This window comes from Flavobacterium sp. P3_A6 (assembly GCF_056403035.1).
Genome location: NZ_JBFUGG010000006.1, coordinates 112,087 through 138,688, shown reverse-complemented (window position 1 = coordinate 138,688; position 26,602 = coordinate 112,087). Strand labels below are relative to the sequence as shown.

24 protein-coding genes are annotated in these 26,602 nt (G+C 34.2%); 9 read left to right on the top strand and 15 right to left on the bottom strand.

Going from position 1 to position 26,602, the window contains the following annotated elements:
- Positions 1–26: 26 nt before the first annotated feature.
- From AC1DVP_RS08225 to AC1DVP_RS08210, 4 genes are all read right to left on the bottom strand, one after another.
- On the bottom strand, positions 27–4,505 hold the full coding sequence (locus AC1DVP_RS08225) for a T9SS type B sorting domain-containing protein (RefSeq protein ID WP_477183015.1): 4,479 nt from the start codon (positions 4,503–4,505) through the stop codon (positions 27–29).
- A gap of 20 nt (positions 4,506–4,525) precedes the next feature.
- Positions 4,526–6,862 (bottom strand): choice-of-anchor L domain-containing protein, encoded by a 2,337-nt coding sequence (locus AC1DVP_RS08220; RefSeq protein WP_477183014.1) that lies wholly within the window; start codon positions 6,860–6,862, stop codon positions 4,526–4,528.
- A 14-nt stretch (positions 6,863–6,876) separates the two neighbouring features.
- Positions 6,877–7,713 (bottom strand): ABC transporter permease, encoded by an 837-nt coding sequence (locus AC1DVP_RS08215; RefSeq protein ID WP_477183013.1) that lies wholly within the window; start codon positions 7,711–7,713, stop codon positions 6,877–6,879.
- Positions 7,714–7,804: 91 nt separating this feature from the next.
- A complete protein-coding gene (locus AC1DVP_RS08210; RefSeq protein WP_477183012.1) occupies positions 7,805–8,698 on the bottom strand; it encodes an ABC transporter ATP-binding protein in 894 nt (297 codons plus the stop codon).
- Between the two features lie 369 nt (positions 8,699–9,067).
- Between AC1DVP_RS08210 and AC1DVP_RS08205 the strand changes: the two genes are divergently transcribed.
- Complete coding sequence (locus AC1DVP_RS08205; protein ID WP_477183011.1) at positions 9,068–10,132, top strand: hypothetical protein; 1,065 nt, start codon at positions 9,068–9,070, stop codon at positions 10,130–10,132.
- Between the two features lie 490 nt (positions 10,133–10,622).
- On the opposite strand, the gene AC1DVP_RS08200 is transcribed toward AC1DVP_RS08205, so the two are convergent.
- From AC1DVP_RS08200 to AC1DVP_RS08160, 9 genes are all read right to left on the bottom strand, one after another.
- Positions 10,623–11,681, bottom strand: coding sequence for a nucleoid-associated protein (locus tag AC1DVP_RS08200; RefSeq protein WP_477183010.1), 1,059 nt, complete (start codon positions 11,679–11,681; stop codon positions 10,623–10,625).
- Positions 11,682–11,776: 95 nt separating this feature from the next.
- Positions 11,777–12,319, bottom strand: coding sequence for an IS1096 element passenger TnpR family protein (locus AC1DVP_RS08195; protein ID WP_477183009.1), 543 nt, complete (start codon positions 12,317–12,319; stop codon positions 11,777–11,779).
- Between the two features lie 439 nt (positions 12,320–12,758).
- Entirely contained in the window at positions 12,759–13,358 is a 600-nt protein-coding gene (locus AC1DVP_RS08190; protein ID WP_477183008.1) for an HPP family protein, read from the bottom strand.
- Between the two features lie 10 nt (positions 13,359–13,368).
- Positions 13,369–14,649: a chloride channel protein gene (locus AC1DVP_RS08185; protein ID WP_477183007.1), complete on the bottom strand. Its 1,281-nt coding sequence runs from the start codon at positions 14,647–14,649 to the stop codon at positions 13,369–13,371.
- A gap of 117 nt (positions 14,650–14,766) precedes the next feature.
- Positions 14,767–15,156 (bottom strand): SMU1112c/YaeR family gloxylase I-like metalloprotein, encoded by a 390-nt coding sequence (gene gloA2 / locus AC1DVP_RS08180; protein WP_477183006.1) that lies wholly within the window; start codon positions 15,154–15,156, stop codon positions 14,767–14,769.
- Positions 15,153–15,413 carry a hypothetical protein gene (locus AC1DVP_RS08175; protein WP_477183005.1) on the bottom strand — a complete coding sequence of 87 codons (261 nt, stop codon included), beginning with the start codon at positions 15,411–15,413 and terminating at the stop codon, positions 15,153–15,155. Before AC1DVP_RS08175 ends, gloA2 begins: the two co-directional genes overlap by 4 nt.
- Positions 15,414–15,483: 70 nt before the next feature.
- On the bottom strand, positions 15,484–15,936 hold the full coding sequence (locus AC1DVP_RS08170; RefSeq protein WP_477183004.1) for a YciI family protein: 453 nt from the start codon (positions 15,934–15,936) through the stop codon (positions 15,484–15,486).
- Between the two features lie 22 nt (positions 15,937–15,958).
- Positions 15,959–16,417: a DinB family protein gene (locus AC1DVP_RS08165; protein WP_477183003.1), complete on the bottom strand. Its 459-nt coding sequence runs from the start codon at positions 16,415–16,417 to the stop codon at positions 15,959–15,961.
- A gap of 51 nt (positions 16,418–16,468) precedes the next feature.
- Positions 16,469–17,197 (bottom strand): carbon-nitrogen hydrolase family protein, encoded by a 729-nt coding sequence (locus tag AC1DVP_RS08160; RefSeq protein ID WP_477183002.1) that lies wholly within the window; start codon positions 17,195–17,197, stop codon positions 16,469–16,471.
- A 348-nt stretch (positions 17,198–17,545) separates the two neighbouring features.
- Between AC1DVP_RS08160 and AC1DVP_RS08155 the strand changes: the two genes are divergently transcribed.
- The 8 genes from AC1DVP_RS08155 to AC1DVP_RS08120 all read left to right on the top strand — a co-directional run bounded on the left by AC1DVP_RS08155 (position 17,546) and on the right by AC1DVP_RS08120 (position 24,267).
- The gene (locus tag AC1DVP_RS08155; RefSeq protein WP_477183001.1) at positions 17,546–19,705 is read left to right on the top strand and encodes a TonB-dependent receptor; all 2,160 of its coding nucleotides are present in this window, start codon (positions 17,546–17,548) and stop codon (positions 19,703–19,705) included.
- Positions 19,706–19,918: 213 nt separating this feature from the next.
- Positions 19,919–20,539, top strand: a complete 621-nt coding sequence (locus tag AC1DVP_RS08150; RefSeq protein WP_477183000.1) for a hypothetical protein — start codon at positions 19,919–19,921, stop codon at positions 20,537–20,539.
- Between the two features lie 17 nt (positions 20,540–20,556).
- Positions 20,557–21,912 carry a histidine kinase gene (locus AC1DVP_RS08145; protein WP_477182999.1) on the top strand — a complete coding sequence of 452 codons (1,356 nt, stop codon included), beginning with the start codon at positions 20,557–20,559 and terminating at the stop codon, positions 21,910–21,912.
- Between the two features lie 62 nt (positions 21,913–21,974).
- Positions 21,975–22,280 carry a 2TM domain-containing protein gene (locus AC1DVP_RS08140; RefSeq protein WP_477182998.1) on the top strand — a complete coding sequence of 102 codons (306 nt, stop codon included), beginning with the start codon at positions 21,975–21,977 and terminating at the stop codon, positions 22,278–22,280.
- Between the two features lie 19 nt (positions 22,281–22,299).
- The gene (locus AC1DVP_RS08135) at positions 22,300–22,605 is read left to right on the top strand and encodes a 2TM domain-containing protein (RefSeq protein WP_477182997.1); all 306 of its coding nucleotides are present in this window, start codon (positions 22,300–22,302) and stop codon (positions 22,603–22,605) included.
- A gap of 19 nt (positions 22,606–22,624) precedes the next feature.
- Positions 22,625–22,930, top strand: a complete 306-nt coding sequence (locus AC1DVP_RS08130) for a 2TM domain-containing protein (protein WP_477182996.1) — start codon at positions 22,625–22,627, stop codon at positions 22,928–22,930.
- A gap of 97 nt (positions 22,931–23,027) precedes the next feature.
- A complete protein-coding gene (locus tag AC1DVP_RS08125) occupies positions 23,028–23,381 on the top strand; it encodes a 2TM domain-containing protein (protein ID WP_477182995.1) in 354 nt (117 codons plus the stop codon).
- Positions 23,382–23,496: 115 nt separating this feature from the next.
- On the top strand, positions 23,497–24,267 hold the full coding sequence (locus AC1DVP_RS08120; protein ID WP_477182994.1) for a LytR/AlgR family response regulator transcription factor: 771 nt from the start codon (positions 23,497–23,499) through the stop codon (positions 24,265–24,267).
- Positions 24,268–24,390: 123 nt separating this feature from the next.
- On the opposite strand, the gene AC1DVP_RS08115 is transcribed toward AC1DVP_RS08120, so the two are convergent.
- The gene (locus tag AC1DVP_RS08115; protein ID WP_477182993.1) at positions 24,391–25,161 is read right to left on the bottom strand and encodes a CDP-alcohol phosphatidyltransferase family protein; all 771 of its coding nucleotides are present in this window, start codon (positions 25,159–25,161) and stop codon (positions 24,391–24,393) included.
- A gap of 404 nt (positions 25,162–25,565) precedes the next feature.
- Positions 25,566–26,585 carry a COX15/CtaA family protein gene (locus AC1DVP_RS08110; protein ID WP_477182992.1) on the bottom strand — a complete coding sequence of 340 codons (1,020 nt, stop codon included), beginning with the start codon at positions 26,583–26,585 and terminating at the stop codon, positions 25,566–25,568.
- Between the last annotated feature and the right edge of the window lie 17 nt (positions 26,586–26,602).

The following is a 26,602-nucleotide window of genomic DNA, read 5'->3' as shown; positions in this document are numbered from 1 at the left end:
ATTTAGATATTTAAAAAAATGATTAATTATCTTTTTAGCGAAAAATGTCCTTTGGCCTCGCGTCCGTCTTCCAGTTTTATGGTATACCAATAATCGTCGGCGGGCATTGGGTTTCCTGTGTAAGTTCCGTCCCAACCGCTGCCAGAGGATACAACTTGTTTGATTAGTTTACCATATCGGTCGTAAATAAAAATTTGTGCACCAGTATTGAAAGTTTCATCTGCTCCTTTGATATTCCAGTAATCATTATAACCGTCATTATTTGGAGTGAAAAACTTTGGGATACCAAGTACAGCAATGGTTTTTTTAATAGTTCCGCATCCGTTTTTGTCGCTAATATAGAGATCATGAATTCCAGGTGAAATATTATCGAAGTAATTGGATTCCTGAAATGGGCCATTAGGTAAATCAAGGCTGTATCCGTAATTACCTTGTCCCGAAATATTTGCAGTTACACTATTAGAGTCGGATAAATCTGAGATTGATACAGAGTTTAAATGGGCAATATCGGAAGCGGTAACTGTAATTGTTCGGGTTCTGTCGCAGCCTTTTTGGTTGAGTACAGTTACTTCGTATTTGCCTTCTTCATTGATATCAAGAGTATAATTGTTTTCGTTAGGAATCGTTATGCCATCTTTTGACCAAATATAATTGTAATTGCTAATTGGTGTGCCATCAATAATTCTGGCATCGAGAGTGATAAAAAAATTTGGTAAATTAGAACAAACTAATTGATTTTCTGCTTTATTGTCGTTGGTGTCAATATTGGGTTTTGGGTTTACAAGAAGAGTGATGTAAGCACCTAACCCAAAACAGGCATTATCTAAATTACTTTCTACCCGTACCCAAATTTCTTGTTGGTTTGCTGTTGTATTTCTATAATTGGATGGATTTTGAATAGTATTAGTTTCTGCTAAGGCATCGGTTTCATTTGCATAGAATTTAATAGTGTAGTTTGAGGAAGGCGAAGGCAGTAAGTTTTTAATATCTGTAGCTGCAGCACTAAAATCAAATGTAGCTATACCATCTTTATCATCATTTGCAGTGTCGATAAAATCATCACAAACTTCAATAATTTTTTTGAACGAAGAGTTGATTTGTGTAGTGGAAACAATTAGGTTCAACTCCGCAACGCTAAAACATCCATTTGAGTTTTCTACTCTTGCCCAAACGGTATTATTTGTACTCGTAAAAGCAATTGGATTTGGAATACGTGTATTTGTATCTTTTGTATTTGCACCAGCCAAAGTGGTATAATAGCTAAAAGTTTCATTAGCATAATTGGCAGAAATAAAGCTGTTTTTCTCTGTTATATTAAAATTAGAAATGCCGTCTGTGTCATCATCACACTGTACAATAGAAACAGGTGTGTTTACAACGGGTAAATTAAGAATAGATAAGGTGGCTTTTGAAGAAGTCAGTCCACAACTGTTATTGGTTCTGCTTAAAAGGACACGGTATTCGTAACCATTTAATAAAGTAGTCACTTTGGTAATAATTAAAGATGCTGTGCTGGTTCCTGAGTAAACAGCGTTGTTTACTAATGGACTCCAATTGCTTCCTCCGTCAGTTGATAACTGCCATTGAAATTTATCAGCATTTGATTGAATACTAAAAGTGGCGTTTTGTAATTCACAGTTGGATTGATTTTCGGGCTGTTTGGTTACAAGAATTGGAGTTGCAATGATATAATTGCCATTTGGTGTTGTATAACCGTCTGTTGTGCCACTTACAATTCCATTACTGTTTACCGTTATCGGACTCGCTCCCAGCTGTCCGTCAAAATTGGAGTCGGTAAATCCAGCTTCAATGACATCGCTGCATAAATCATCATCGCTGTCTAAGTCTATGTAATTAAAATCACCTTTTGTATCAGTATCAGCAAGCGTGTAAATCAATTTACCGCTTTCGGGAGCTGTTTCAATAGCATTGAATAAACCATTTGGACCGAAGGCAGCAGGCGGACCATCGATGACACCATCTTTGTTGGCATCTGGAGCATTACTCCCAGATTCGGTTAAATCGTAAATTCCGTCGTTATCGCTGTCAAGATCAACAACATCTGTAACAAAGTATGCTGTGCCGTTGACATCGTTATCGGTATTTATTTTCTGAAGTCCCGGTTCGAAAACATTATCTAATCCATCTTTATTTGTGTCTATACTGGAATAAGTTTTAAACCCTTTTCCTTGTGCTTCAATAGTGTCGGGAATACCGTCATTATCACTGTCCAAATCAAGAAAATCGGGAACTGTATCCTTATCTGAATCAACTTGTTCTCTTGTGTTTATTTGGAAAGCGCTTTGATTTGGGTTAGTTTCGGAAAGATTGCGATGAATAAAAGTCAGCTGGTTTGATGAATCGGTGGAAATGCTAAAAGTTCCTGTATATAAGGGTAATGTAGCTACGCTTTTTAAACGAAAACGGATTTCGAAAGAGGAAAACTGTGTAACGCCGCTTTCATAAATACCGTCATAGTTAGTGTCTATCAATAATTGGCCGTTTGGATCTAAAATTGTTAATGTTTCATTGGCAGGTACTTTCAAAATAAAATCGCTGTCACTATTCATATATTCACCCAAAGGAAGCGGATTCGGTACGTCTAAAGATATATAGGTAAAGGTTAATTGTCTTTTACTGTTGAAATTAATCGTATAGGTGTTTTGTTGAGTTTTACCAGCAGGAAGCTGTGATATGAAACCAAAATTTGGTTTACCGGAGATTGTTCCATCTCCCGTGGCTGTTGCAGTATAATCTGTACCAGCAAGGGGATTTGATTGGTTTATTAATGAAAAATAAGTTTCGACGGTATTTAAAATTCCATCGTTGTCTAAATCAATATCAATATTGTTATTAGCTCCATCATTATCAGAGTCTAAAGGACATTCACTGACAGGAATTTTATCGGAGTACACGTCACTTAAACATCCGGATATGCTTCCTTTAACTTGGTAATAGCCAGGTGTAGCTGGTGTATAAGTATTGTTGGCAGCTGAAGGAATTGCAATATCATCTTTATACCATTGAAAGGTGTCATAAGATGATAATGTATTTATTTTCAAGGAAACATTCGGAATACAGGCGGAGCTGGTAAGTGCTATTTTGCTGTAGGCGATTTCAGGTTTTAGATCAAAACCCGAATAATAACCTCCGTAAGTTGCAGCGCCATTTGTTCCAAAATAGGAAACATATACCTGTTTAGTTGATTTTACAGCAATATTCCCAGATAAATTATTTATAATGTACCGTACAAATTTTGGATTCCCTGTGATAGCAACCGGGGAATCTGTAATGAGGGTGTTGTTTAAAAAAACGGTAGCTCCGGATTCGGTTACAATATTTAAAACTCCCATTAGAGTTGTGTTGCCGATAGCTTGTATTTCTGGGATATTATCTACTGTATTGGGAGTAGAACAATTAATAGGAGGTACAAAAAATAAATTTTGATTGGCTGGAGAAGTTGATCCTCCTATGCTTTGATAAGCAAATAAATTTTGGGTTGAAGTAATATACATATTGCCATTTATGTATTGGCTTCCGTCTAGAGCAAGATATTCTCCACTATTGAGTGTTGCAATTGGAACTGTTGTGTCTCCATTTAAAAAAATTTGCGTTTGGTCTGAATGGGCTACCAATAAAACACGTTCCAATTCATTTGTTCCTATTCCTTTTACAAAAATATATTCTTTTCCTGTTTTTTCTAGGGGAACAATTTGGTCAAAACCTACATCTCTTCCTACCGGCAGACTAACGCCATTTTGGATTCTTACCTCTTTACTGTTACTGCCTCCAAATGAACCAGAGTTTACAACAACAGGTTTGTCTGATTGAACTAATGCACCAATTATTTTTGAACTATTTGAAATGAGACCATCATCAAAATAATTTTGTAAAGCCAAGACATAACTTTCATTTTTATTAAGAGTAACAGTAATTGGACCAGTAACACTTGGTCTATTTAAAATCCTGGTTCCGTTTTGAAGATTTGAAATGACAATTTTTGTCCCGTTTTCAGTAGCAAGTATTGAGGCAAAGTTCAGTAATGTTGGATCAAGAAGAGGATTCAGCATTGCACCTAGCCTAAACGTAGTTCCCAGTGCGCTATTTCCTTTAGAAACCAAACCTCCGGCGTGGTTGTAATTTCCATTAATTAATCCGGAATTGACCCTGACGCTTACATATATTAAATCTTCGGCTTCTACTATATATCCTTTATTGGCTATAATCCCTGTTATTGTTGCTGGAGTAAATAATTGGGTATTATCACCGGTTCCAATAGTATACCGATAAGGATTAGTGCTGTTTACAGTTCCATAAATCACATTGCCGCCATTGGCTATGATTTTAAAATTTACATTTATGAGACTAGGTGTTGATATGTATAAATAATGGTCTTCTGCTAATCCTGAAGCTGCGACTAATGGTGGAATGTAGTGGGTTTTGCTAAATTGGGCAAAACAGTTTATAGTTAAAAGAATAAAAAATAAGTGTAATTTTTTTTTCATCAGATATAAATATTTTTAATCTACCTCTTTAAAGAGAAATGTCCTTTCATTGTTTTTCCATCATCAAAATTTATAACAAACCAATAATCATCAGCAGGTAATTCTTTTCCATTAAATGTGCCATTCCAGCCATTGCCAGTAGGATCCAGCTGTTTTATTAGTTTTCCATAACGATCAAAAATAGTTATGACAGATTTTGGAAAGACATCTAAATTTTTTATTTTCCAAGTATCATTGTAACCATCATTGTTTGGAGTAAAAAAACGAGGGTAATCAAGTACATAAACTTTGTATGAAGCGGATGTGCCACAACCATTTTTGTCTCTCGCAGCTGCCCAATAGGTTCCTGCTTCCAAGCCATTGAAAATTGGGCTGTCCTGATAAAAATTTCCGTCTAATGAAAATTCAAAATTTCCATTGCCAATATAGTGAATTGAAACCATATTTTCGGCACCAGCAAAATTATTAACTTTTACATCGGTAATTGTCGCAATTCCAGAAGGCTTTACGATATATTCTTTGGTCTTTTGACATTTTTCTGTATTTGTAACAGTAACTGTATATTGACCTGGAGCTGTAACAGCTGTTGTATTTGTTTTGTTTCCGTTACTCCACAAATAGTCAGCATAACCGCTATCGACAGTTAAAACCACACTAGAGCCATCACATAAAAAAGATGCTGTCTCTTCAAAATTTGGAGGTTCAAATGTATGAACGATAATTGTTTCTGGGGTGATTTTGTAACAATCAGTACCGTTTACAATTCGGGCATAAATTATTTGCTGTTTAGGAGCTGTATTAGTAAATAAATTGGGTAATTGATTTTTTTGCAAAATAGCGTCAGCTTGAGTTGCGTAATATTCGACGGTTAAGCCGGCAGGCAGTCCATTAGTGATTTGAGGAGTAATTTTTGCGTTTAAGTCAAATTGAGTTATTCCATCCTGTACTGCATCCGTGTCACAAGTTTCAATTGGATTTTGGGGAGCGATAGGGTTATTGGATATTGCTAAAGCTAACTGAGCATAATTGACGCATCCAAATTCATTATTTACACGGGCAAATAATGTTTGATTGATCGTTGTATTTTTAAAAGAGGCTGGATTTACTATTGGGTTAATTTTTGCTTGGGCATTTGCTAATGAAGTATAATAAGTCAAATTTGTTAGTTTTGGATTATTATTTTTAATCTGATTATCCATTTTGGTTAAATCAAAAACAGTAATGCCGTCATTATCATCATCACATTGATATAAAGCAGCATTATTTAATACAATTTGAGGAGCATACTCAATTCTTACTTCATCTTCGACAGTACAAACTGAAGGAGATAAAGTGACTTTTACTTTATAAGTTCCTGTATCAGTAACAGTAAGAGATGGTTTTGTTTCTCCTGGAATTGGACTTATAGCACCGTCTTTGTACCATTCGTATGTATAACTGGCAGATAGTTTGGTATTGATGATATAGTTTTCGCCAAAACAAATAGGATCGTTGTTTGTAGCTGTGCGGTCTGATCCCAAATCCATTTTTGCAGAAAAACTACCCGCTTCCAGAAAAACAGCTGAATCATAATATTCTGGGCCATCATCTGCAATTACCAATTTTATATGATAGGTTTTTCCGACAGTTACTTCGGACTGAGCATTCAGTTTTATAGTTTGGCCACTATAATTGACTGGACTCGTACTGTTGTTAAAACCATTAAAATACGTTTCGTTAATTGAATTACAGCCAGGGTGGGTAATATTTTGTGAATCAATTACCGAATTTATAATAGGATGAATATTCTTAGAAGAAACAGGAATGCTAGTGTTTGGGATAACTGCAATATTTTTATAATTGTCAGTGCTTCCTGCTTCTTTAATTAAAAAAGCAAAACCATCTGAGTATTCACAAGGAAAATATGACTGATATTCATTGGAAGCAAAAATATAATTGAAACTGATAAAATTGGTCAAGGGTACAAAATCAAATTCGAGCACTGTAGCATTTACGCTTTTTGTTCCCAATGCCTGATCAAGGTCGGCATCACCAAGCCATAATTTATTTCCGCCTCCAGTTTGATTGCTTACATAAGGACCTATTGCAGTTTTACTGCTGGAAGTAGATAAAATTACGCCTTCTTTAAGTGGGAAATTACTGCTTCCGGCGTTGAAATAACCATAGCTGTTTTGTCCAGCAGTAAAAGTATCGCCATTAATTTTAAAATTAGAAACATTGGCACAAGTACTTTTTACCAAAACATTTTCAATTAATTCTTGAGCTGATTTGGTGTCATCTACTGTAATAACTTGAGCATATGCAATATCCAAGTTAAACAAAAGAATAGCTAGTACTAATGATTTTGGAAAATTCATGGTATACAAAGATACTACAAATCTCTGTTTTTTAAAATTCTATAAGATAGGATTAGAAAAATTGCTGTCCAGCCTAAAACGATTGTAATATCAAAAAAGTGAACGCTGTAATCTTTGATGTTTTCAACGCCCATTTGGGTGCCAATTGATTTAATAAATGATAATCTGGAAATAGGTTCTACTATTAAGTTTGACATCGCTTCCAAAGGGAAAAACTGGGTGATGTAACCTGCGGTTTTACCTTCTGGGAAGAGACGAAAGTTCAAAAATGCTTTTGCAATTCCTTCTATTATGCTCCAAACCAAAAGGAAGCCCAATGCAAAAGCAGATCTTTTTACTAATATTCCCAAGAACAAACAGAAAGAGAAGAAACCAACCAGTTTTACAAAAAAAGCTAAAAGATAATCCAAATCGGAGAAAACAATACTTAGCTCTGTATAAGAGGAAAAACTATAGCCAAGAATTAAGGTCATTATAAAAACAAAAACTGTAGAACATAGCGAAAACAGAACTATAGTTACAAATTTTGAAAGTATGAATTCCTTTTTGCTCAAACCATCAATCAGGTTTTGTTTTAAAGTGCCATAACTGTATTCATTTGCCATCATCGAGACAATTACGATTGCCAAAAAGAGTTTTAAGACAGCTGCTGCATAGGTATTGAAATGCCAGATGTATGGAAAGTTAAAAATACCCATTTCGGCAACCTGAAAATGAAGCGACCCAATTTCAAATTTGATGGAGGCTATCAAAGCAATAAATGATAACAGTATAAAATAAGTCAAAGTCAATACACGGCTGGCTTTGTTTAGCCAAATTTTTTGTAATTCTATAGAGAGTAATCGTTTCATGTTGGAGAGTGATTAGTGAATAGCACTTAGTGATTAGTACAAAAGTACTTAGCACGTTATTATTGTTTTTTGAAATTGAAATTGACTTTTGCTATTGCTTCGTTAATTCTAAAAATTGTTCTTCCAAGCTGTTTTTGCGTTTTACCAAAAGACTCAAGCAAATGTTATTTGCAAAGAGATACTGATTCAGATCTTTTGATTCTAATTTGCTTTTTAAATACACTAAAACTTTAGCATCGGCAGTTGTAATTTTATCAATTGCAGGGTGTGTGTGTAAAACACGGATTAAATTTTCGGTATCATCAGCCTGCAGTTCGAAGAAGCCCTCATTTGCCGAAACGCCGTCAACAGGACCAGAATAAAGTACCTGGCCTTTTCTTAAAACCAATACATGCGAACATACTTTTTCGACTTCGTCTAATAGGTGGGAAGCCAATAAAATGGTTGTTCCTTTGGAAGCAATGTGTTTTATAATATCTCTAATTTGATGGATTCCTTGTGGGTCTAATCCGTTTGTTGGTTCGTCCAGAATTAAAATTTCAGGATCATTCAGTAAGGCAGAAGCAATTGCTAAACGCTGTTTCATACCCAAAGAGAACGTACTAAATTTGCTGTTTTTTCTTTCGGTCAAACCTACTAATTCCAGCTTTTCATCAACTTTGGAATAATCAATGTTTTTTATTTTGCAAACTAATTTCAGGTTTTGTTCAGCAGTCATGTAGGGATAAAAGTTGGGTCTTTCAATAATAGCTCCCACTTTCTTCAAAGCCTCGTGCGTTTGAAGATTACCGCCAAACCAACTGTATTCTCCCGAAGTTTTGTTTACTACATTAAGAATAATGCCCAGAGTGGTTGACTTTCCGCTTCCATTTGGCCCCAGAATACCATAGACATTGCCTTTTGTTATTTCTAATGAAACATTTTTTAAAGCTTGAAGGCCTCCATAACGCTTGTTGAGGTTCTGAATTGAAAGTATTGTTTCCAAAGTATATCGTTTTTTGTATAGGACGAGCTAATTTGTTTTTTGTTACTCATGCCGTTGATTTTTTGTTGTTTAATTCTAAAACAGCAACATTTCGATTTATTTCACTAGTTCGTTTAAGTTCATGCGTGCGTGACCCTCAAAAAAGTCGGGTCGGGCTTTCCGTTCCCGCTTTTTTATATTTGGCGAAGAAAAATCGCTAAATATAAAAAGAGCTCCACTTCAATCCCTCACGCAAAAATTACCGATGAATAAGATAATATGTTTATTTTAGAAATTATGCTTTTTGTATTCAAATTTTAATGATTTTTATAGCGTCATGCCTTGAATATACAAGGGTTTTAATGTAAATTTGTAATAAATGTATCCAAAATGAGCGAGCCCTTAATGTTTTTTAAAAAACCTTGTTATCCTATCAATAATGCACTTTTGAATTACTTGGAACGGTTTGATCTTGTATCAAAAGAACCAATAATTTATGATGATCTTTTGCGGTTTTCGGGTTCAATTAATGTTTTTGATAAAAACGACCAAGATACTTTATGGATTAGGGTTTATTACAATGAATTTGAAAGGGATGAAATTGATTTAAATTTAAAGAAAGTATATTCATTATTGTATTCAGACGGGAATACCGATATTCTGCAGTACTTAAATGTGGATGCAATTGACTATTGTACTTTTGGAAACTCAAAACCATTCCGAATCAAAGTGCGAAACATTCTAAATGACAATTATACTTATTTTTATATCAAAAAGGCAGATGCTTCCAGAGTGTATGGATTGGAATTGGAGCATTTATTGTCACCCTACAAAATTAATTTTTTAGTTTTCAAAGATACTTTGATCGAAGAGCATATTACCGGAATCCCCGGCGATGTTTTTATGCAGACGCTATTGGATAAATGCAGTGAAACTGAAAAGGCTCAAATAGCAAAAGAATTTGTAAAGTTTAACGAACGCTGTATGATTCGTTTATTGGGCGATATGAGATCGTATAATTATGTAGTGATCCCGATTCACGATTTTGATCAGGTGGTCTATAAAATCAGACCAATTGATTTTGATCAGCAATGTTTTGAAGGAAATTTTAAAGTGTATCGGCCACAATTTTTCAAGGAAAATTATCCTATGATTAAAAATGTTAAAGAAAAACTCCAAGACAGATCTATTGAGCAATATAAAAATGAAGAGCGTTCTGCTCTAGCCAAAAGAATCAATACCGCTGAAAACCGGATTAAGATTCTGATGAAAATTATGGGTAATGACTTTATTTCTAATGATGAAAATCTTAGTCAGTTAAAACTGGAATTGTACCGTTATACAAACGACATGAATTTTAAAAATGCAAAATCGATGGGGAATGTATTGAGTGCCGCTTTTGAATTTGTTACCAGAAACTTCAATAGCGCCAATTTATTCAAACCGGGATTTTAACAACGGAAAAAATTACATAGAAGAAAGATGCTTTCTTGTATAATGATTTAATAAAGTCTCATTTATTTCTTTTAACCGCGGCGTCAAAAATGTTTTTTTATCCTGCAGATCGTTTGTTAATTCTATTTGACAAACTGTGCATTTGTATTCTTTAAAATGATTAGTAACGTTTCTGACAGTCACTATTTTATGTCCAAAAATGGAACATGCGGTTTTTTTGTCAACAAATTTTGACATTAAATCTAAGAAGCTCATAATGTGGGGGATATATGTTTTAACAAACATAAATTATTTTTTGTTATTCTTCAAATAAAACCGATAAAAAACACTTTTTTTATTTAAATGAAATCAAAATCTTACAGTAATGTTTTTTTTGTCTTGCCTGAATGATTTATTGTTATAAAAAAATAATCCTCAACTGCCTAAGCCGTCGAGGATTATGAATTATAATTTCTATTTAGAAGTTTCTCTTATTTCAAGAGCAAAAAAATTAGGATTTTTGTTCTTTGTTGAAATAAACTAGATAATAATACATTTGTTTTTCTTCGTCCCAGCCTTTTTCTACAAATTTCTCAGCACTTTCTGGATTGATAAAATCCATTTTGATTTGGATATGCGTATCTAAGTTGATTACGTTTTTGATTGATTTTCTTGCGTCGCTTACTGCAGCATTCGCAATTGGGAAAGAGGTAACATCTTCGATGCTATATTTCTCTCCTTTGTCAACTTTGTAATTTTTAAATTCAGGAATCAAATCAGGATTATCAAGTACTTCATTTAAGAAATTAGTTTCTTCAAATTGATCGTTTTTTGCAAAATAATTCACAGAACGGTTCATGAACATTACCTCTTCTTTTTTATCTTCGGCAGGGAAAACAACGTCTTTGGCAAAGTTTTGGCAAAATTTCAAGTATTTTTTGGTAATGAAATTTTCATCCTCAAAAGCATCAACAGATAGGAAGTGTTCTAGCCAATATCTGGCATCATAACGATTGCTGTCAACAGAAAGAATTTTGTATCCTTCTTCTTTTTTATAATTAAAGATCAAACAGCCTTTGTCCAGTTTGTTTAAGCTTACCCCGTGCTGCAAAATCATTTCCAATTGCGTTCCTTTTTCTTCAAACTGTAAAAAGTCGGATTGGATTTCGCTTTTGAAAATACCAATGGCATCCACAACATTATTGTCAATGCTTAAATTGGTCAAATAAGTCACATATACCTCACCATTTTTGATATGCGGGTGGTTGGACTGCTCAAAAAGGTGGTTGGTAATCTTTTTGGAAACCTCATGCAAAGAATTTGGATTGCTGAAAATTTCGGTAGCATATTTAAACATGTCATTGTAGTCCAAATCCACTTCATGAGCAAACTGAAAGTAGTTTTCTTCTTTTTCTTTAAACGGCTTAAAGAAAAACTCTTTCATCAAAGGCACGATTTCATCGTTCAATTTAAATGGTTCTTCTGATAAAAAAAGAGGCTCGTTGCGACTCATGTTTCCCACACGGTGTATGGATAACGTTTCAATGTGCGTGTTGTACAGGTTGATCATTTATTTTTGTTTTTTAGATGATAGATGAAAGAGCCAAGAAAAAGACAGAATTAAAGTCTTTACTCTTGGCTCTTGATTCTTATTGTCGTTTCGTTCTAATTCCAATTCTCCTCAAACCCATAGTCTTCAAAGCTGTCGTCTCCTTCGAACATGTCTAGGTCGTCTTCGTCCAAATCGTCTTCAAATTCGCCGTAGATGTCGTTGTGCATATCATCGGCTTCAAAGTTTTTTTCTAGGGCTTCGTCTGGCATTTCTCCGTGGGAGAATATAGTTTCTGGGTAAATATTCCCTACAACTTGTTCTTCAACTGCGGCCAATTCTACTAGAAAAGTCCACATATTGATGAAATCGTAAACATAAATAATCTTGGTATTTTGTTCGTCTAATATGTCGGATAACTTATAATCACTCATGATTTTTTGTTCACCGGGAACATCTCCTGTATCAAACATAGGAATTTCATCTTCTTGATTCCAAGTTTCGTCACAAGTATAAAAAGAGGCTACTTCCATTCCGTCAAAGCCAAATGAATTGAAAATAGCATTGTGTAAATCTTCTAAAGTGTCTTCAGCAAGTATTGCTATGTCTCTAAAAATGTCTTCTTCGGCATCTAGAATGACTCTGAATTTATAAACCATAATCTTTGTTTTTTGAAAGAGCAAATGTAAAGTTTAATTTTAGATTTTAAATTTATGAATTGGGATTTGTTGAAAAGATTTTGACGGGAGCTGATTTGATTGATGCAAAGAATTTATTTCACAGAGGAACGCGAAGAATATACAAAGCTTCACGAAGTTTTTTAGGTCAATCTCAAGAATTTTTCTTTGCGAATCTTTGTGTCTCCTTTGGGCATCTTCGTGAAATTTATCCCTATTGAGGAATCTCGGGCGAGACTATTTTTAGGATAATGGCAAAAATGCTAAATGTTTCCCTTTAGCACCGATAGCAGTGAAAATCCTTATAAGCCGGTGTTCGGCTTATAAGATTGCAACGGATAGCGGAACCAATGCAGGCACAAAAAAAACAGATCTTTCTGCTCCAAAAGCAATAATTGAGCTCGGTTTAAAATGGAATTTACTATTTTCTGCTCAGTCTTTTTCTGATTTTATGATAGTGTTTGTGGTAGGTGCTATGGCTTGGATAGGTTCGGCTTGGAGTCATATTGTTAAAGATTAAAGCCGTGAGCAGTAAAATAAGGACGCCAATAAGCACTGGCGAGAACACATACATATAGCCTAAGGCTTTTATTTTGTCGGAACCGATGATGGCGATAAGCGCGGTTGCTCCACCCGGAGGATGCAGGGTTTTAGTGATCTGCATTAAAATTATAGCAAAGGAAACGGCCAGGGGAGCAGCGATCCAAATAATATCGGGAACTAATTTATGGACGGTAACACCTATTAAGGCTGAAATTAAATGTCCTCCAACGAGATTTCGGGGCTGTGAAAACGGACTTTGGATGATGCCGTAAACCAAGACGCTCGAAGCTCCGAAAGAACCAATTAAATACACCGCATCGTTTCCTTTGAAATGGATGGACTGGATATATGCCAGAATTCCAATGCCGACAAACGAGCCTAAAAATGACCAAAATTGTTCTTTATAATCGACTAAAGTTTCTTTGTAAAGGATGTATTTCGTTTTGCGGTACGTTCGCTTTATTTTTTGAACAGGCATGGAAAATATATTATTTTGCTAAACTAGATGAGTAGGAATAAACCGTAAATGGATAAATCATTTTTGCAGTGTATTTTGAAATTAGGCAAACCGCCAAAATTGGGATGAATAAAGTATAATCATTCGTTAATCCGCAAACCAAGAAAATGGCTGTAAAAGGCGCGTGAATACTGGCGCTTAGGACAGCGGCCATGCCGATAATCATGAAGTTAAGCGGAATCACCTGTGTGCTGAAAAAAGTGTTTAAAACGGAAGCTAATAATAATCCTAAAAATGCACCAATGAAAAGACTGGGCGCAAATACGCCTCCATCACCGCCAGAGGCTAATGTTATGGAAGTTACGATAGGTTTGAGAATCAAGATTCCGATAAAAGTCAGAGCCAAAGTTATTGTTAACGGAATTTCGGCTGAATTGCCAAAAATTGTTTTTATCGAGTGATATCCCTCTCCATATAATTGCGGAAAAATAAATAAGGAAATGCTTAAAATTGCTGAACCTAATATAATTTTGTAATAATGGGTTTCTATTTTTGAAAATTGGGATTTGAAAAACAGCACGCATCTTGTAAGATAAACCGAATTTATCCCTGCCAGAATTCCTAAAAGGATAAAATAAGGAATTGCTTTTAGATGCCAAGTAGTAATAGAAACTGTAAATAATGGTTTTTCATTTAATATCGAAAGCAATCCAAAAGCAATGGAAACCGCAATTACATTTGAAATGATAAAAGCACGGGTTACTTTTCTGGAGATAACCTCGACAGCAAATAAAATTCCAGCAACAGGACTGCTGAACAAAGCAGTGATTCCTGCAGCCACTCCAGCGCAGATTAACTCCGTTTTGTATTGGCGAAATACATTTTCTTTTTGTTGGGCTACAGAACCGATAGTGGCCGAAGCAACAACCGTTGATACTTCAATTCCGGTTGAACCGCCAAAAATTACAGTTAGTAAACCATTTATAAAGTGTGATGGGATTTTGTAAGTGGGTAAGTTTTTTGATGCTGACTGAGTGCTTTCAAAAACTTCTTTTATGCCTTTGTTTTCTTTTTTTCTGAAAAGATATTGTCTTAAAAAATAAATTACCGAAAGGCCAAAAACTGGAAATAAGATGTAAAAAAGGGGATTAACTGAAACCTGATGAAAGAAGATTTCTTCGTAATACTCCGTTATTTTTTTGAGTGAAATTCCTAAAAAGGCTGAAAGAAAGCCTATTAAAACGGAAACGATAACTAATTTTCGGAGTTTTATGAATTGATGATTTTTTTTGATTTGCGCCGTTTTATTCATCAGAAGTTTAGTTTTTTGAATCGCATTTTTTATGCGATTCGCAAATTTAGGCATTCAAATTCATAATTAAAGATAAAATGGTGTTATTTAAAATGTTAAAATTATCGAATTGGAAATTTATAGTTCATAAAACTCAATGGGAAGTTCATCAGGATCTGCGATAAAAGTAAAGCGTTTTTGAGTCATTTCGTCAATTCGAATGGGTTCTGATTTGATATTTTTGGAGTTTAGGAAAGCAACTGTTTCATCCAGATCTGAAACCTCAAAAGCTAAATGTCTTAAGCCTGTGGCTTCTGGTCTGGATGGGCGTTTTGGCGGATTGGGAAATGAAAATAATTCGATGATGTAATCTCCGTTGAGAGCCAAATCAAGTTTGTAGGATTCTCGTTCTTCACGATAGATTTCCTGAATTACGGTCAATCCTAAAACGTCTGTGTAAAAATGTTTTGATTTTGCGTAATCCGAACAAATTAAAGCTATATGGTGTATTTTGTTTAATGTAATCATTTTAGATATGTCATATTAGGTAAATTAGCATTTGGATCTTGTTCTAATGCTTTGTTATGTAACTTCTCAATAAGTTTTTTTGTGTTGGCAATAGAATTGATTCTAAAAATGAACAATACTTCGTTTTCATCGTCGGCATTTTGCCAAATATGTTCCAAATACATTTCCTCCGAAGCATGAAAGGCTCTGTCATTTTCCAAAACTTCTTTTATGGTTTCAAAAGGAACATTTCTGAGTGTTGCTAAAAGATGTGGCATATTTTTAAGTTTAAAGTTTGTGCTTCCTTGAATGATAATGAATTCTTTGGTTTAAATTAAAAAACTAGAACTATTTTTTCGTTATTTTTTCGTGAATCTTCAATATTTCCTGCAATGCTGCAGTACCGTACCAAGGAGTCAATTCGGCTTCAAGTAAGTTTGATTGTATAGCAGGATCAGTGGCAACGAGCGCTTTTGCGTCTTCGATTGTAGTAACATTAAAGATGTAAATTCCCCGATAGTTTCTGTCGTTTTTCATGAAAGGGCCGGCCACGACAAGTTTTCCTTCTTTTGCCAATCGGCCAATATTCGCCATATGACCTTTGAATAGATTGTCTTTTTCTTCGGCAGTTGCGGTGGTGTTGCTTCCGGTTTTCAAAAGGCAAAATACGTATTGCTTCATGCCGCGTTCGTCAGCGTTTAGGTATTTTGCTAGTTTTTCGTCATATTTAGATTCGGTTTCCTGCGAAAATCCAATTGCTGCGATGCATAAAAATAGGACAGTGAGAATATTTTTCTTCATGTAAATTTCTTTTTTTAGTATATTAAACTAACTTTTTGAGAATAACAATCTGTCCAAGATGGTACACATCATGCTGGATTATTCCGTGGATATGTTCGTAATAGGTGTGATTGTTGTTGACGTATATTTTTTCGAAATCTTTGTCGTTAAAACCCTCAAAAAAAGTATTCCATGATTCCTGCGATTTCGCCAGATTCTGGAGTGATTGATGCCAAGCCACTTCAGATGGGTCTAAAACAGGTACAAAGTAATTATGGTCGGGAGTGGTGATTGCTTCTCCTTGTACGCGCCTCAAAATATTTCTTCTCCATTGTATGAGGTGATTGACAATTTCCCAGATTGTGTTCACATCGGGATTGATTTTCTTATATGCCTGTTGTGCATTTATATCTTTTAAAGTGTCTGCCAAAGTGACCTCAAGCCACGGATTGCCATTGTAAATGGACTGATACAGATTTGAAATTCTTTTGCTTTCTGACATTGTAGTATTGTTTAACTGTTTGTTTTCTAAAGATATAAAAAATAGATTTAGCTAAATAACTTGTTTTGTGACTTTTTCTGTCTCAGTATTAAAAATGATAATGCCTTCATGCTGATTTTCTAATTGAGCGATTAGTTTTCCTTCTTTTGTCCAAATGGAACTGTAGCCTGTGCTAATAAAATTGCCGCATTCGCCAATACAATTTGACATTAAAACTGGTATTTTGTATTTTTTAGCCACTTTAGGATAATGTTCGTAAGCTTTGTTTATTCCATTTTGTGATTTTGCAACACTGGCAATATAAATTTGTCCTCCAAGTTCAGCAGCTTTATCTGCATGATCGATTTGTAAACTTTCAAAACAAATTGCCGGTATAATCTTTTGATTTTCAATAGTGATTAAAATTTGCTCATCTCCGCTTTCAAAATACGGAAATTCATCTTCATGAAGCTGTTGTTTTGAATACGTGATCCTTGGTTTTTCGGGCTGAAAAATAATCATACTAATGCGGATTCCTTTTGGATGAACGGTAGGAACTCCAAGCCCAATAGTAATCTTTTTCCGGTTACTAATCTGCTGTAATTTATCAAGTCGGCTGTCATTATGGTCTACAGCGAGTTCCTTTGCAAGTTCTGGTTCATACCCAGTTAATGAAAGCTCAGGAAAAAAAACAGAAGAAGCTTTTAGAGAAACAGCAAGATCAATAAATTGAATGTGTTTTTCAATGTTCGCCGGAATATCTCCTTTAACTGGTTTTATTTGTGCAATGCTTATGTTCATTTGTGTTTTTTTAATTTGTTGGGTGCATTTTAACACATAGAAACATAGAATTTATGGTGTTTTAAAAGAGCTTGATAGACGTTTTACTTTTTACATAGTCAATCTATGTGAAAAATAGTGCTATTTTTATTCATTTTTTAATGATTTGATATTAAATCTATGTGCCTATGTGATTCATTTTTTATTTAAACAGAATTACATCGAACGGTATTTTTTAATTATTTCTAAACAATAGCCAAGATACAAATAAGTAATTTACAACTCATCCATGAATTTCTACAATTGGGTTTTTAAATGTTTTTTAACTAAAACTGTTAAAATACATTTGCCTCATCAAAATCAATATTTATGAAAACCATTTTTTTAGCATTAGCTTCTTTATTTAGTTTAGCATTATTTTCACAAAACATTATTTCGGGCAAAATTACCAATGAAAAAGGAAAACCAATTGCAGGAGCCAGTATTTACATTGAAGGGACTTATGACGGGGCGACAAGTTCTGGAACAGGTGAATTTTCTTTTGAAACAACGGCAAAAGGGAATCAGTTCCTGATAGTGAGTTTTTTAATTTATGATACATACAAACAGGAAATAGATGTTGCTAATTTTAAAAATCAAACGGTTAAATTAAGAGAAAATGTAAATGCTCTTGATGCGGTTGTTGTTACGGCTGGGACATTAGAATCTGGCAATAAAGCCAGAGTTTCAGTCCTTAAACCACTGGATATTGTTACTACTGCAGGATCTGCAGGGAATATTATTGCAGCGTTGCAGACTTTGCCAGGAACACAAACTGTTGGTGAAGACGGCCGTTTGTTTGTGCGTGGGGGAGAAGCAAGCGAGACCCAAACTTTTGTTGACGGAATTCGGGTAGCGCAGCCCTATGGAGCATCCACTAACAATTTGCCGACACGTGGCCGCTTTTCTCCTTTTTTGTTTAGCGGAATCGCTTTTTCTACCGGAGGATATTCTGCTGAATATGGTGAGGCTTTGTCAAGTGTGCTGCTTTTGAATACACAAGACGAACCGGATCAAAATAAAACTGATATTTCTTTTATGACTGTAGGGCTAGGTTTAGGAAATACGCAAAAATGGAAAAAAAGTTCGTTGAGCGTAAACACTGCTTATATAAATCTTGCGCCTTATCAGGCACTGATTCCTCAAAATGTAGATTGGAACAGTCCGTATCAGTCATTATCCGGCGAAACGGTATACCGTTATCATTTTATAAACGGAATCTTCAAATTATATGCTGCGTTTGATTCATCGAAATTCGATTTGAATCAGAAAAATATAAACTTCGAGGATAAAATCAGAACTGATTTAAATAATAATAATTTCTATCTGAATGCTTCTTACACTGGAACTTTTGGAACAGGCTGGCAGTTAATTTCTGGAATAAGTTATGGTTATAATACTAATAAAGTAAAGTATAATGCAAATGATGTTGACAGTGATGAAAATGCTGCGCAATTGAAACTGAAGCTGCGAAAAAATGTTTCAAATTATTTCAAATTGTCTTTTGGAGCAGATTACTTTATTACAAAATTCAATGAAAATTTTGATGACAATATTGCGTTTAAAACTTCAAATGGCTACGACTCGAACATTGCCGCTTTTTATACTGAAGGTGATATTCTGTTTTCTAAGTATTTAGCTTTAAAGGTTGGTTTACGACTTTCAAATAATAGTTTATTAGAGGAAACCAATATTGCTCCAAGAGCCTCGATTGCCTATAAAGTTTCAAAAAGCAGTCAGTTTTCTTTTGCTTATGGCGATTTTACTCAAACTCCTGTGGCGGATTACATCAAATATTCAAAATACCATCAGTTTGAGAGCGAAAAGGCAAGACATTATATTTTGAATTACCAATTTACTAAACCTGGACAGACTTTTAGAGCCGAAGCTTATTATAAAGATTACAGCAATTTGGTTCAATATGATACGAAAGACATTCAGTATAATTCATTTTTCAGTAATAATGGTTCTGGTTATGCAAAAGGATTGGATTTATTTTGGAGAGACAGCAATTTGTATAAAAACTTAGAGTATTGGATATCTTATTCTTATATCGATTCGGAAAGGGATTATAAAAATTTCCCGACTATGGCAACTCCAAGTTTTATAGCAGATCACAGTTTGTCTGTAGTGACTAAATATTTCATCACCGACTGGAAATCACAAATCGGGTTCACGAATAGTTTCAGCACAGGAAGACCGTATAATAATCCAAATGAAACGAAATTCATGAACGGAAAAACAAAATCATATAACAGTTTGAGTTTTAACTGGGCATATTTATTGACAACACAAAAAATTCTTTATTTTTCAGTTTCAAATATTTTAGGAAGCCAAAATGTTTTTGGATACGATTATGCCAAATTACCTGATGCAAACGGAGTTTATAACAGGCAAGCCGTTACACCAACCGCAGACAGATTCTTTTTCGTTGGTTTCTTCTGGACAATCAGTGACAATAAAAACGATAATCAGCTAAAGAACCTTTAGAAATGGGTTTAATTGTTTAAGAATAACTTAGAGACTCAAAAGCTTAAAAAAAACAATTCATCCTCAAAAATCTACAGTTGAGCAGTTTTAAATTTTAAATCCGCTAGAACTGAAATACTTTTGAAGTATAAATTTATAAACGTTTCAATCATCAAAAAAATTAGAGAGTAGTATCTCAAAAACTTAGTAATTAATAAAAAAAAACTAGAAATTATGACTAAAATTATCACTACAATCGCTTTTTTTATCTGCAGTTTATTATCTGCACAAACACRATTTGAACAAGGAATGGGTAAAGCTTTTGGGCTTTGGAAAGAAGGAAAAAATACAGAAGCATCGGCAATGTTCGAAAGAATTGCTTCTGCTGAAAAAAACAGCTGGCTCCCAAACTATTATATTGCCTTGGTAAACACAACTGCAGCTTTTACTGAGAAAGATAAAACAAAACTCGATTTGATGCTGACAAAAGCACAAGATGCTTTAGACATTGAAATGATAAAAGACCAAAACAATGCCGAACTATATGCAATGCAGGCATTAATCTACACAGCTTATGTGGTAGCAGACCCGATGACAAATGGACAAAAATACTCGGCTAAAGTAATGGAAGCTTACGCAAAAGGAAAGGCGATAGACCCTAACAATCCAAGAGTTGTTTTTGGTGAAGCGGATTATCAGCTGGGAGGAGCAAAATGGACAGGTGTTGATACAAAACCATTATGTGCTCAGATTGATAAAGCTGTTGAACTTTTTGGTACTTTTAAACCTGAAACTTCTTTCTCTCCAAAATGGGGATTGGAAAGAGCTCTGGAATCGCAAAAAAACTGTAAATAAACTCCTTAAGCTTACTTATGAAAGATCATAGAAATACATTTGGAAATTTGAGAAGCGGAACGATTATGTGTTTCAAGATTTCTATGGTTTTTACATTAATATTTTCAGCTTTTCTGGGTGCTGATTTAACTATAAAAAATGTTTTATTGACGTTCTGTTTAAGCTGTCTTTATTCTTTTGGGCTTGGTTTTGGGAATGGCTTTCTTAATATTCTTTTAGATAAAAAATGGGATTGGCTGGAGCAAACTAACTTAAGAGTATATTTTGGAATCGTGGTTACAGTTTTGTACACAGTTCCTGCAGTTTTAGGTGTGAATTATATTGTTTTTGTGGTTATTCAAAATCAGCCTTTAGGAAATTTTTTTAGCGAAAGAATGATTTGGGTACATCTTTTTTACATCATTTTATCTTTGGGAGTTTCGACTTTTATGCAGGCCAGAAGCTTTATGGTCAAATGGAAACAGGCTTCCAAAACCGAAGTAACCCAACAGAGAATTATAGCCGGAACCGCCAATGCAAAGTTTGAGACCTTAAAGAACCAAATTGACCCGCATTTTCTTTTTAACAGCTTGAATGTTTTGAGTTCATTGATTGAGGAAAATCCTGAAAATGCGCAACGGTTTACCACTTCTTTGTCTAAGATTTACCGGTATGTATTGGAACAAAAAGACAAAGAATTGGTTTCGGTTGCTGAAGAGCTGTCTTTTGCCAAAACGTATATGAATCTTTTGAAAATGCGTTTTGAGAACAGTCTTTTTTATGAATTACCGGAAACAGTTATAAATCCTGATGCCAAAGTGGTACCGCTTTCACTGCAGCTTTTATTGGAGAACACGGTTAAACACAATGTTGTAAGCGAACAAAGACCGCTGCATATCAGAATATTTATAGAGAGTGATTATTTGGCCGTTCAAAATGATTTTCAAAAGAAAGAAGTGATACAAAGCCGTCAGGGAGTAGGATTACAGAATATTGTCGACCGCTACGGAATTATAACTGGAAGAAAGGTTTTGATAGAGCAGAATGAAAAAACATTTACAGTTAAGATTCCAATTTTAACGAAACAAATCAGTGTTATGGAAACAACTTTTAATACTATGGAAAATGGGGCTTATTATAGAGCCAAAAAACGAGTGGAAGAACTTAAAGGATTTTACGGTAACCTGATTTCCTATTGCTGCGTGATTCCGATAATAATATTTGTCAATCTTACTTATATGCCGCAATTTCATTGGTTTTGGTTTTCTGCTTGTGGTTGGGGATTTGGTTTGATTATGCATGCTTTTAAGATATTTGGATATGGAAGCAGCTGGGAGGAAAGAAAAATACAGGAAATATTAAACAAAGAAGAAAGTAAACAGAATTGGAAATAGTGTTGGAAGGTTCAGTTTTTTAGTGTGGTTTTATAATTTTAAAATCTAAAATTTCAATAGTCATGGAAAATGAATATACAGAAGAGGAACGTTATTATAAAGCGAAAAAGAGAGTAGAGGAGATTAAAGGTTTTTATGGGAACCTAATTTCTTATATTGTGGTGAACTGCTTTTTGATGGTGTTGAATTTAACAACATCGCCAGAGTATTTATGGTTCTTTTGGCCTTTACTGGGATGGGGAATTGGAGTTTTTTTTCACGGATTAAAAGTTTTTAACTATTCACCATTTTTTAATAAGGAATGGGAAGAGCGAAAAATTAAAAAATTCATGGAAAAAGAAGAACAGATAAAAAAAACTTGGGAGTAACTTAATATAACAGCTGAAAATGAGAACTCAATATACAGAAGAAGAGCGTTATGGCATAGCGAGAAAAAGAATGGAGGAAATTAAAGGTTTTTATGAGAACTTGAGATCCTACATTATGGTAAATATCCTTTTGATTGCAATAAATTTAATTACGACTCCGAATCATTTATGGTTTTACTGGCCTTTGTTGTGGTGGGGTGCAGGTGTGGTCTTTCACGGATTAAAAGTGTTTAATTGGCTGCCATTTTTTGGCAGAGACTGGGAAGAACGAAAAGTGAAGGAATTTATGGAAAAAGAAGATCAGGCAAAAAAAACATGGGAATAATAACTTTACAGAACAGCAAATGGAAACAAATTATATTGAAGAAGAACGTTATTATCGAGCTCAAAAAAGAGTAGAAAAAATTAAAAAATTTTATCAGCATTTGACGGTTTATCTTCTTTGTACCCCAATTATAATAGTTGTTAACCTTATGACTTCACCGGGCTTTTTGTATTTTTGGTTTAGCTTGTTAGGCTGGGGAATGGCAATTGTTTTACACGGACTTGAGGTTTTTAATTTTGCACCGTTTTTTAATAAAGAATGGGAAAGCGGGAAAGTTAAAGAATTAATGGAAAAAGAAAAACCAGTAACAAATAAGTGGGAATAGAGTTGCTGAAATTTTAAGTTTCTGAGAATCTTTTTTTAATCTTAGAGCTTAGTAAATTAGAATCTTAATTTCTGTTTAATAATAATAACAAAAAACGATGGGAAGATATAGAAAACAATTATTTGAAAATTTTCAGGATGAAAATTTCAATCCAGATATGAGATATGAATTGGCTTATAAACGGGTGAAACGGGTCAAAGGCTTTTACATTCATGCGTTAGTTTATGTACTTGTAAATGCGTTTATAATTATATCCACATTTAATAGAAGTGTAATAGGGAGCGAAGTTTTTTTTAAATGGGAAACTTTTGCGACAGCTTTCTTTTGGGGAATAGGACTGCTGGCGCATGGATTATCAGTTTTTGGCAGAAACATATTTTTTAGTGCCGACTGGGAGGAAAGGAAAATTAAAGAGTTGATGGATAAAGACAAAAATCATAAGTGGGAGTGAGAAAGAGTTTTGTAATATGAGTTTAAGGGCTTAAATGTTTTAAAAGTCTAAATTACAATCACCACAATCTATTCTCTTTTTTTTAATTTATAACCTATAACTTCTAACCTAAAAAATGACCACACTAATAATAGAAGACGAAAAACCGGCGGCGAGATTACTACAGCGCAAACTGGAAAAAATTAATATTCAGACGGAAGTGATGCTGCATTCTGTAGAAGAATCAATTGACTGGTTTTCAAAAAATGAGCACCCAGATTTAATCTTTTTAGACATACAATTATCCGATGGTTTGTCCTTCGAGATATTCGAAAAAATAAATATAAAAAGTGCTGTAATTTTCACGACGGCTTATGATGAATATGCACTAAAAGCATTCAAATTAAACAGTATCGATTACCTTTTGAAACCGATTGATGAGGATGATTTGGAGACAGCAGTTTTGAAATTTAAAGACCGTTTCCAGATTTCAAAAACAAATGAAAATCAGCCTATGCAATTGGATTTTGAACAGATCCGAAAAATGTTTTCAAACCCTTTTGAAAAAGTATTTAAAAAAAGATTCACAGTCAAAATAGGACAGCACCTCAAGGTCATTTCCACKGATGAAATTGAATGTTTTTTTAGTGAAAATAAAGGAACTTACATTCATACTTTCGATAACAGAAATTATTTATTGGATTCAACTTTGGAAGTTTTGGATCAGGAATTAGACACTTCGGAATTTTATAGGATCAGTCGAAAATTCATTATTCCACTTAAGGCCATAAAGGAAATTACAGTGTACAGCAACTCCAGATTAAGGATTATCTTGCCTACTTTTAGAGAAGATGAGGTGATTGTAAGCCGGGAAAAGGTTTCAGATTTCAAAAATTGGATCGGCTGAAAATGACTTAAAATTATTATTTATATAATTTATTTTAAAATACTGAATTTGTGTTGTTTAAACTTTGTGTATAGATTTTATTTATGACGTTTTTTGAGCAAAAAAGTGGTAAAAAAACTCTTTTTAGGTTAAATAATTTTTCCTAATCCCTATTAGAATAAAAATTAATATCGAATAAGAAATGAAAAATGGAGCAATCATTTCTATCCAGCCCAAAGGCAATAGTATTGCAATTAATAATAGCTGAAAACCTAATCCATACAGCGAAACAAGTGTCATAAACCAGTTTGGCAAAGATTTTACTTTATGAGCTCCTTTGTCCAAACGATGTATGATTGTATCAAAGATTCCGTAAACGAAAGTATATATCAGGAAAAAAATATCTACAATTTTTTGACTTTCACCTGGTAATGCAGAAGGTGATTTGTCTTCGAAAATTTTACTGGTTGTGTCTCCTCCATCTAATTTATGCCTTAGAATTACATAGTAATAATTATACAGGGTTCCTTGTAATTGTATTCCAATAAATGCTAAAATTGTAATCCAAAATGTAGTTTTGGAGACATAGCAAATGGACATCAAAATCAAAAAATTCAGGATAATATCAAATATGCTATCGAGGTATCTTCCGGTATAAGACGGCGTGTTTTTTGCACGAGCGAGTTCACCGTCAACAGCATCAATTATTGATTTTAAAATGATAAAAAAAGAGGCTAAATAGTAATGTTTTTGTAAGATGCAATAAACCGCAATTAGCCCCGAAACGCCAAAAATAAGCGTTATGTGTATGGGGGTAAAACGAGTATTTTTTAATTGATCTGCAAAATATCTCGCAAACGGCCTGCCATAATCGGATAAGTCGAGAAATTGATTTTGTGTAGCGAGTTTAGTCATTTTTTTAGTTGAAAACAATGAGATGTGACAATATAGCCAGACTGCAAAAGTAATGTTATTTTGAGGATCTTGCTAAATTGTAATTTGAAATGGCATCAAACGCTTTTGGAAATAGCTCTTCATAAGAGTTAATATATATCTAAAAGCGTTTTTGTTATGAGCTTAATTTTGCTCCAATTGTAGCTGATGGCAAAGAAGTAATATAGTTTTCTTCTACCTCCGATAAAGCAGAAAACGTTTTTGTTTTTTCTTTAAAAATAAAAATATTTTTTCATTTAATTTTTATTTTAAGGGTGTTCAGTGAACTTCGTTTGTAACGGATAGAGGGTACCATGTTTACTGGAAATGCTTGGTGTTATTGCTTCTAAAGTAAATAATAGAGCTAAAATTTATAACCACATTTTCTATTTGCTCAATCGGTGCAAGGTGTAAGTCATTGCTGTTAATAGAAAGAAAGCAACGATTTGATGTGTTAAGCCTAACCACAGCGGAACGCTATATAAAAGTGTGAAAACGCCTAAAGTGAATTGCAGAAAAACAATTAGAATCAAAGCGTTTAATCCTTTTTGCTGTTGCGCGTCAAGGCCGTATTTTTTACTTTTAAAGTATAGGAATAAAATGAGTCCTACTACTACATAAGCTAATGTTCTATGCACTAACTGAACGCCGCTTTTCCCTTCGGTAAGATTTAAAAGCAACGTTTTTTGCTCAATAAATACACTGTCGTGAATGAACTGCCCGTCGCTCATCATTGGCCAGTGATTGTGGATTAAGCCTGCATTTAGTCCTGCTACGAAACCTCCGTATATGATTTGCAGAAGTAAAAAGGCTAATGCGAATCGGGCTATTTTTTGCAATGGGACAATGGCATCTTTTTTATCTGGATAGATTAAATCTAATGCAACCCAAAGTGTATATGCAAAAGTGATAAAGGCGAATGTAAGGTGTAATGAGAGGCGAAAATGGCTTACATCGGGATTATCGACTAAACCGCTTTTTACCATAAACCATCCAAAAAAGCCCTGCAAAGCTCCCATTCCTAAAAGGATAAAACATTTGTTAAGTGTGGCTTTGTCAATTTTTTTCTTCAGTAAGAAATAAAAGAACGGAACAATGAAAACTAAACCGATAATTCGTCCAATGAAGCGGTGAAACCATTCCCAAAAATAGATAAACTTATAGTCGGACAGGGTGAAATCATTGTGGATGTTGATTTTTTGGTATTCAGGAAATTGTTTGTATTGGTCGAAAGCTTCCTGCCATTTGGCTTCAGTAAGAGGAGGAAGGGTGTCGGTTACCAAATGCCAATCAGTCATGGATAAACCAGAATTTGTCAATCGGGTGATGCCACCCACTACAACCATTACAAACACTAAAAAGCAACCTGAAAGCAGCCAGATAATTACGGATTTGTTATTTTTCATTTTTAAATATGTTAATC

What these genes read in the sequence shown, in the direction of transcription:
- AC1DVP_RS08135 (WP_477182997.1), top strand. Translation starts at nt 22,300, where the DNA reads ATGAGAACTCAATATACAGAAGAAGAGCGTTATGGCATAGCGAGAAAA.
- AC1DVP_RS08130 (WP_477182996.1), top strand. Translation starts at nt 22,625, where the DNA reads ATGGAAACAAATTATATTGAAGAAGAACGTTATTATCGAGCTCAAAAA.
- AC1DVP_RS08160 (WP_477183002.1), bottom strand. Translation starts at nt 17,197, where the DNA reads ATGAACATAAGCATTGCACAAATAAAACCAGTTAAAGGAGATATTCCG.
- AC1DVP_RS08165 (WP_477183003.1), bottom strand. Translation starts at nt 16,417, where the DNA reads ATGTCAGAAAGCAAAAGAATTTCAAATCTGTATCAGTCCATTTACAAT.
- AC1DVP_RS08215 (WP_477183013.1), bottom strand. Translation starts at nt 7,713, where the DNA reads ATGAAACGATTACTCTCTATAGAATTACAAAAAATTTGGCTAAACAAA.
- AC1DVP_RS08205 (WP_477183011.1), top strand. Translation starts at nt 9,068, where the DNA reads ATGAGCGAGCCCTTAATGTTTTTTAAAAAACCTTGTTATCCTATCAAT.
- AC1DVP_RS08220 (WP_477183014.1), bottom strand. Translation starts at nt 6,862, where the DNA reads ATGAATTTTCCAAAATCATTAGTACTAGCTATTCTTTTGTTTAACTTG.
- AC1DVP_RS08190 (WP_477183008.1), bottom strand. Translation starts at nt 13,358, where the DNA reads ATGCCTGTTCAAAAAATAAAGCGAACGTACCGCAAAACGAAATACATC.
- gloA2 (WP_477183006.1), bottom strand. Translation starts at nt 15,156, where the DNA reads ATGATTACATTAAACAAAATACACCATATAGCTTTAATTTGTTCGGAT.
- AC1DVP_RS08200 (WP_477183010.1), bottom strand. Translation starts at nt 11,681, where the DNA reads ATGATCAACCTGTACAACACGCACATTGAAACGTTATCCATACACCGT.
- AC1DVP_RS08185 (WP_477183007.1), bottom strand. Translation starts at nt 14,649, where the DNA reads ATGAATAAAACGGCGCAAATCAAAAAAAATCATCAATTCATAAAACTC.
- AC1DVP_RS08145 (WP_477182999.1), top strand. Translation starts at nt 20,557, where the DNA reads ATGAAAGATCATAGAAATACATTTGGAAATTTGAGAAGCGGAACGATT.
- AC1DVP_RS08155 (WP_477183001.1), top strand. Translation starts at nt 17,546, where the DNA reads ATGAAAACCATTTTTTTAGCATTAGCTTCTTTATTTAGTTTAGCATTA.
- AC1DVP_RS08110 (WP_477182992.1), bottom strand. Translation starts at nt 26,585, where the DNA reads ATGAAAAATAACAAATCCGTAATTATCTGGCTGCTTTCAGGTTGCTTT.
- AC1DVP_RS08115 (WP_477182993.1), bottom strand. Translation starts at nt 25,161, where the DNA reads ATGACTAAACTCGCTACACAAAATCAATTTCTCGACTTATCCGATTAT.
- AC1DVP_RS08175 (WP_477183005.1), bottom strand. Translation starts at nt 15,413, where the DNA reads ATGCCACATCTTTTAGCAACACTCAGAAATGTTCCTTTTGAAACCATA.
- AC1DVP_RS08225 (WP_477183015.1), bottom strand. Translation starts at nt 4,505, where the DNA reads ATGAAAAAAAAATTACACTTATTTTTTATTCTTTTAACTATAAACTGT.
- AC1DVP_RS08125 (WP_477182995.1), top strand. Translation starts at nt 23,028, where the DNA reads ATGGGAAGATATAGAAAACAATTATTTGAAAATTTTCAGGATGAAAAT.
- AC1DVP_RS08140 (WP_477182998.1), top strand. Translation starts at nt 21,975, where the DNA reads ATGGAAAATGAATATACAGAAGAGGAACGTTATTATAAAGCGAAAAAG.
- AC1DVP_RS08195 (WP_477183009.1), bottom strand. Translation starts at nt 12,319, where the DNA reads ATGGTTTATAAATTCAGAGTCATTCTAGATGCCGAAGAAGACATTTTT.
- AC1DVP_RS08170 (WP_477183004.1), bottom strand. Translation starts at nt 15,936, where the DNA reads ATGAAGAAAAATATTCTCACTGTCCTATTTTTATGCATCGCAGCAATT.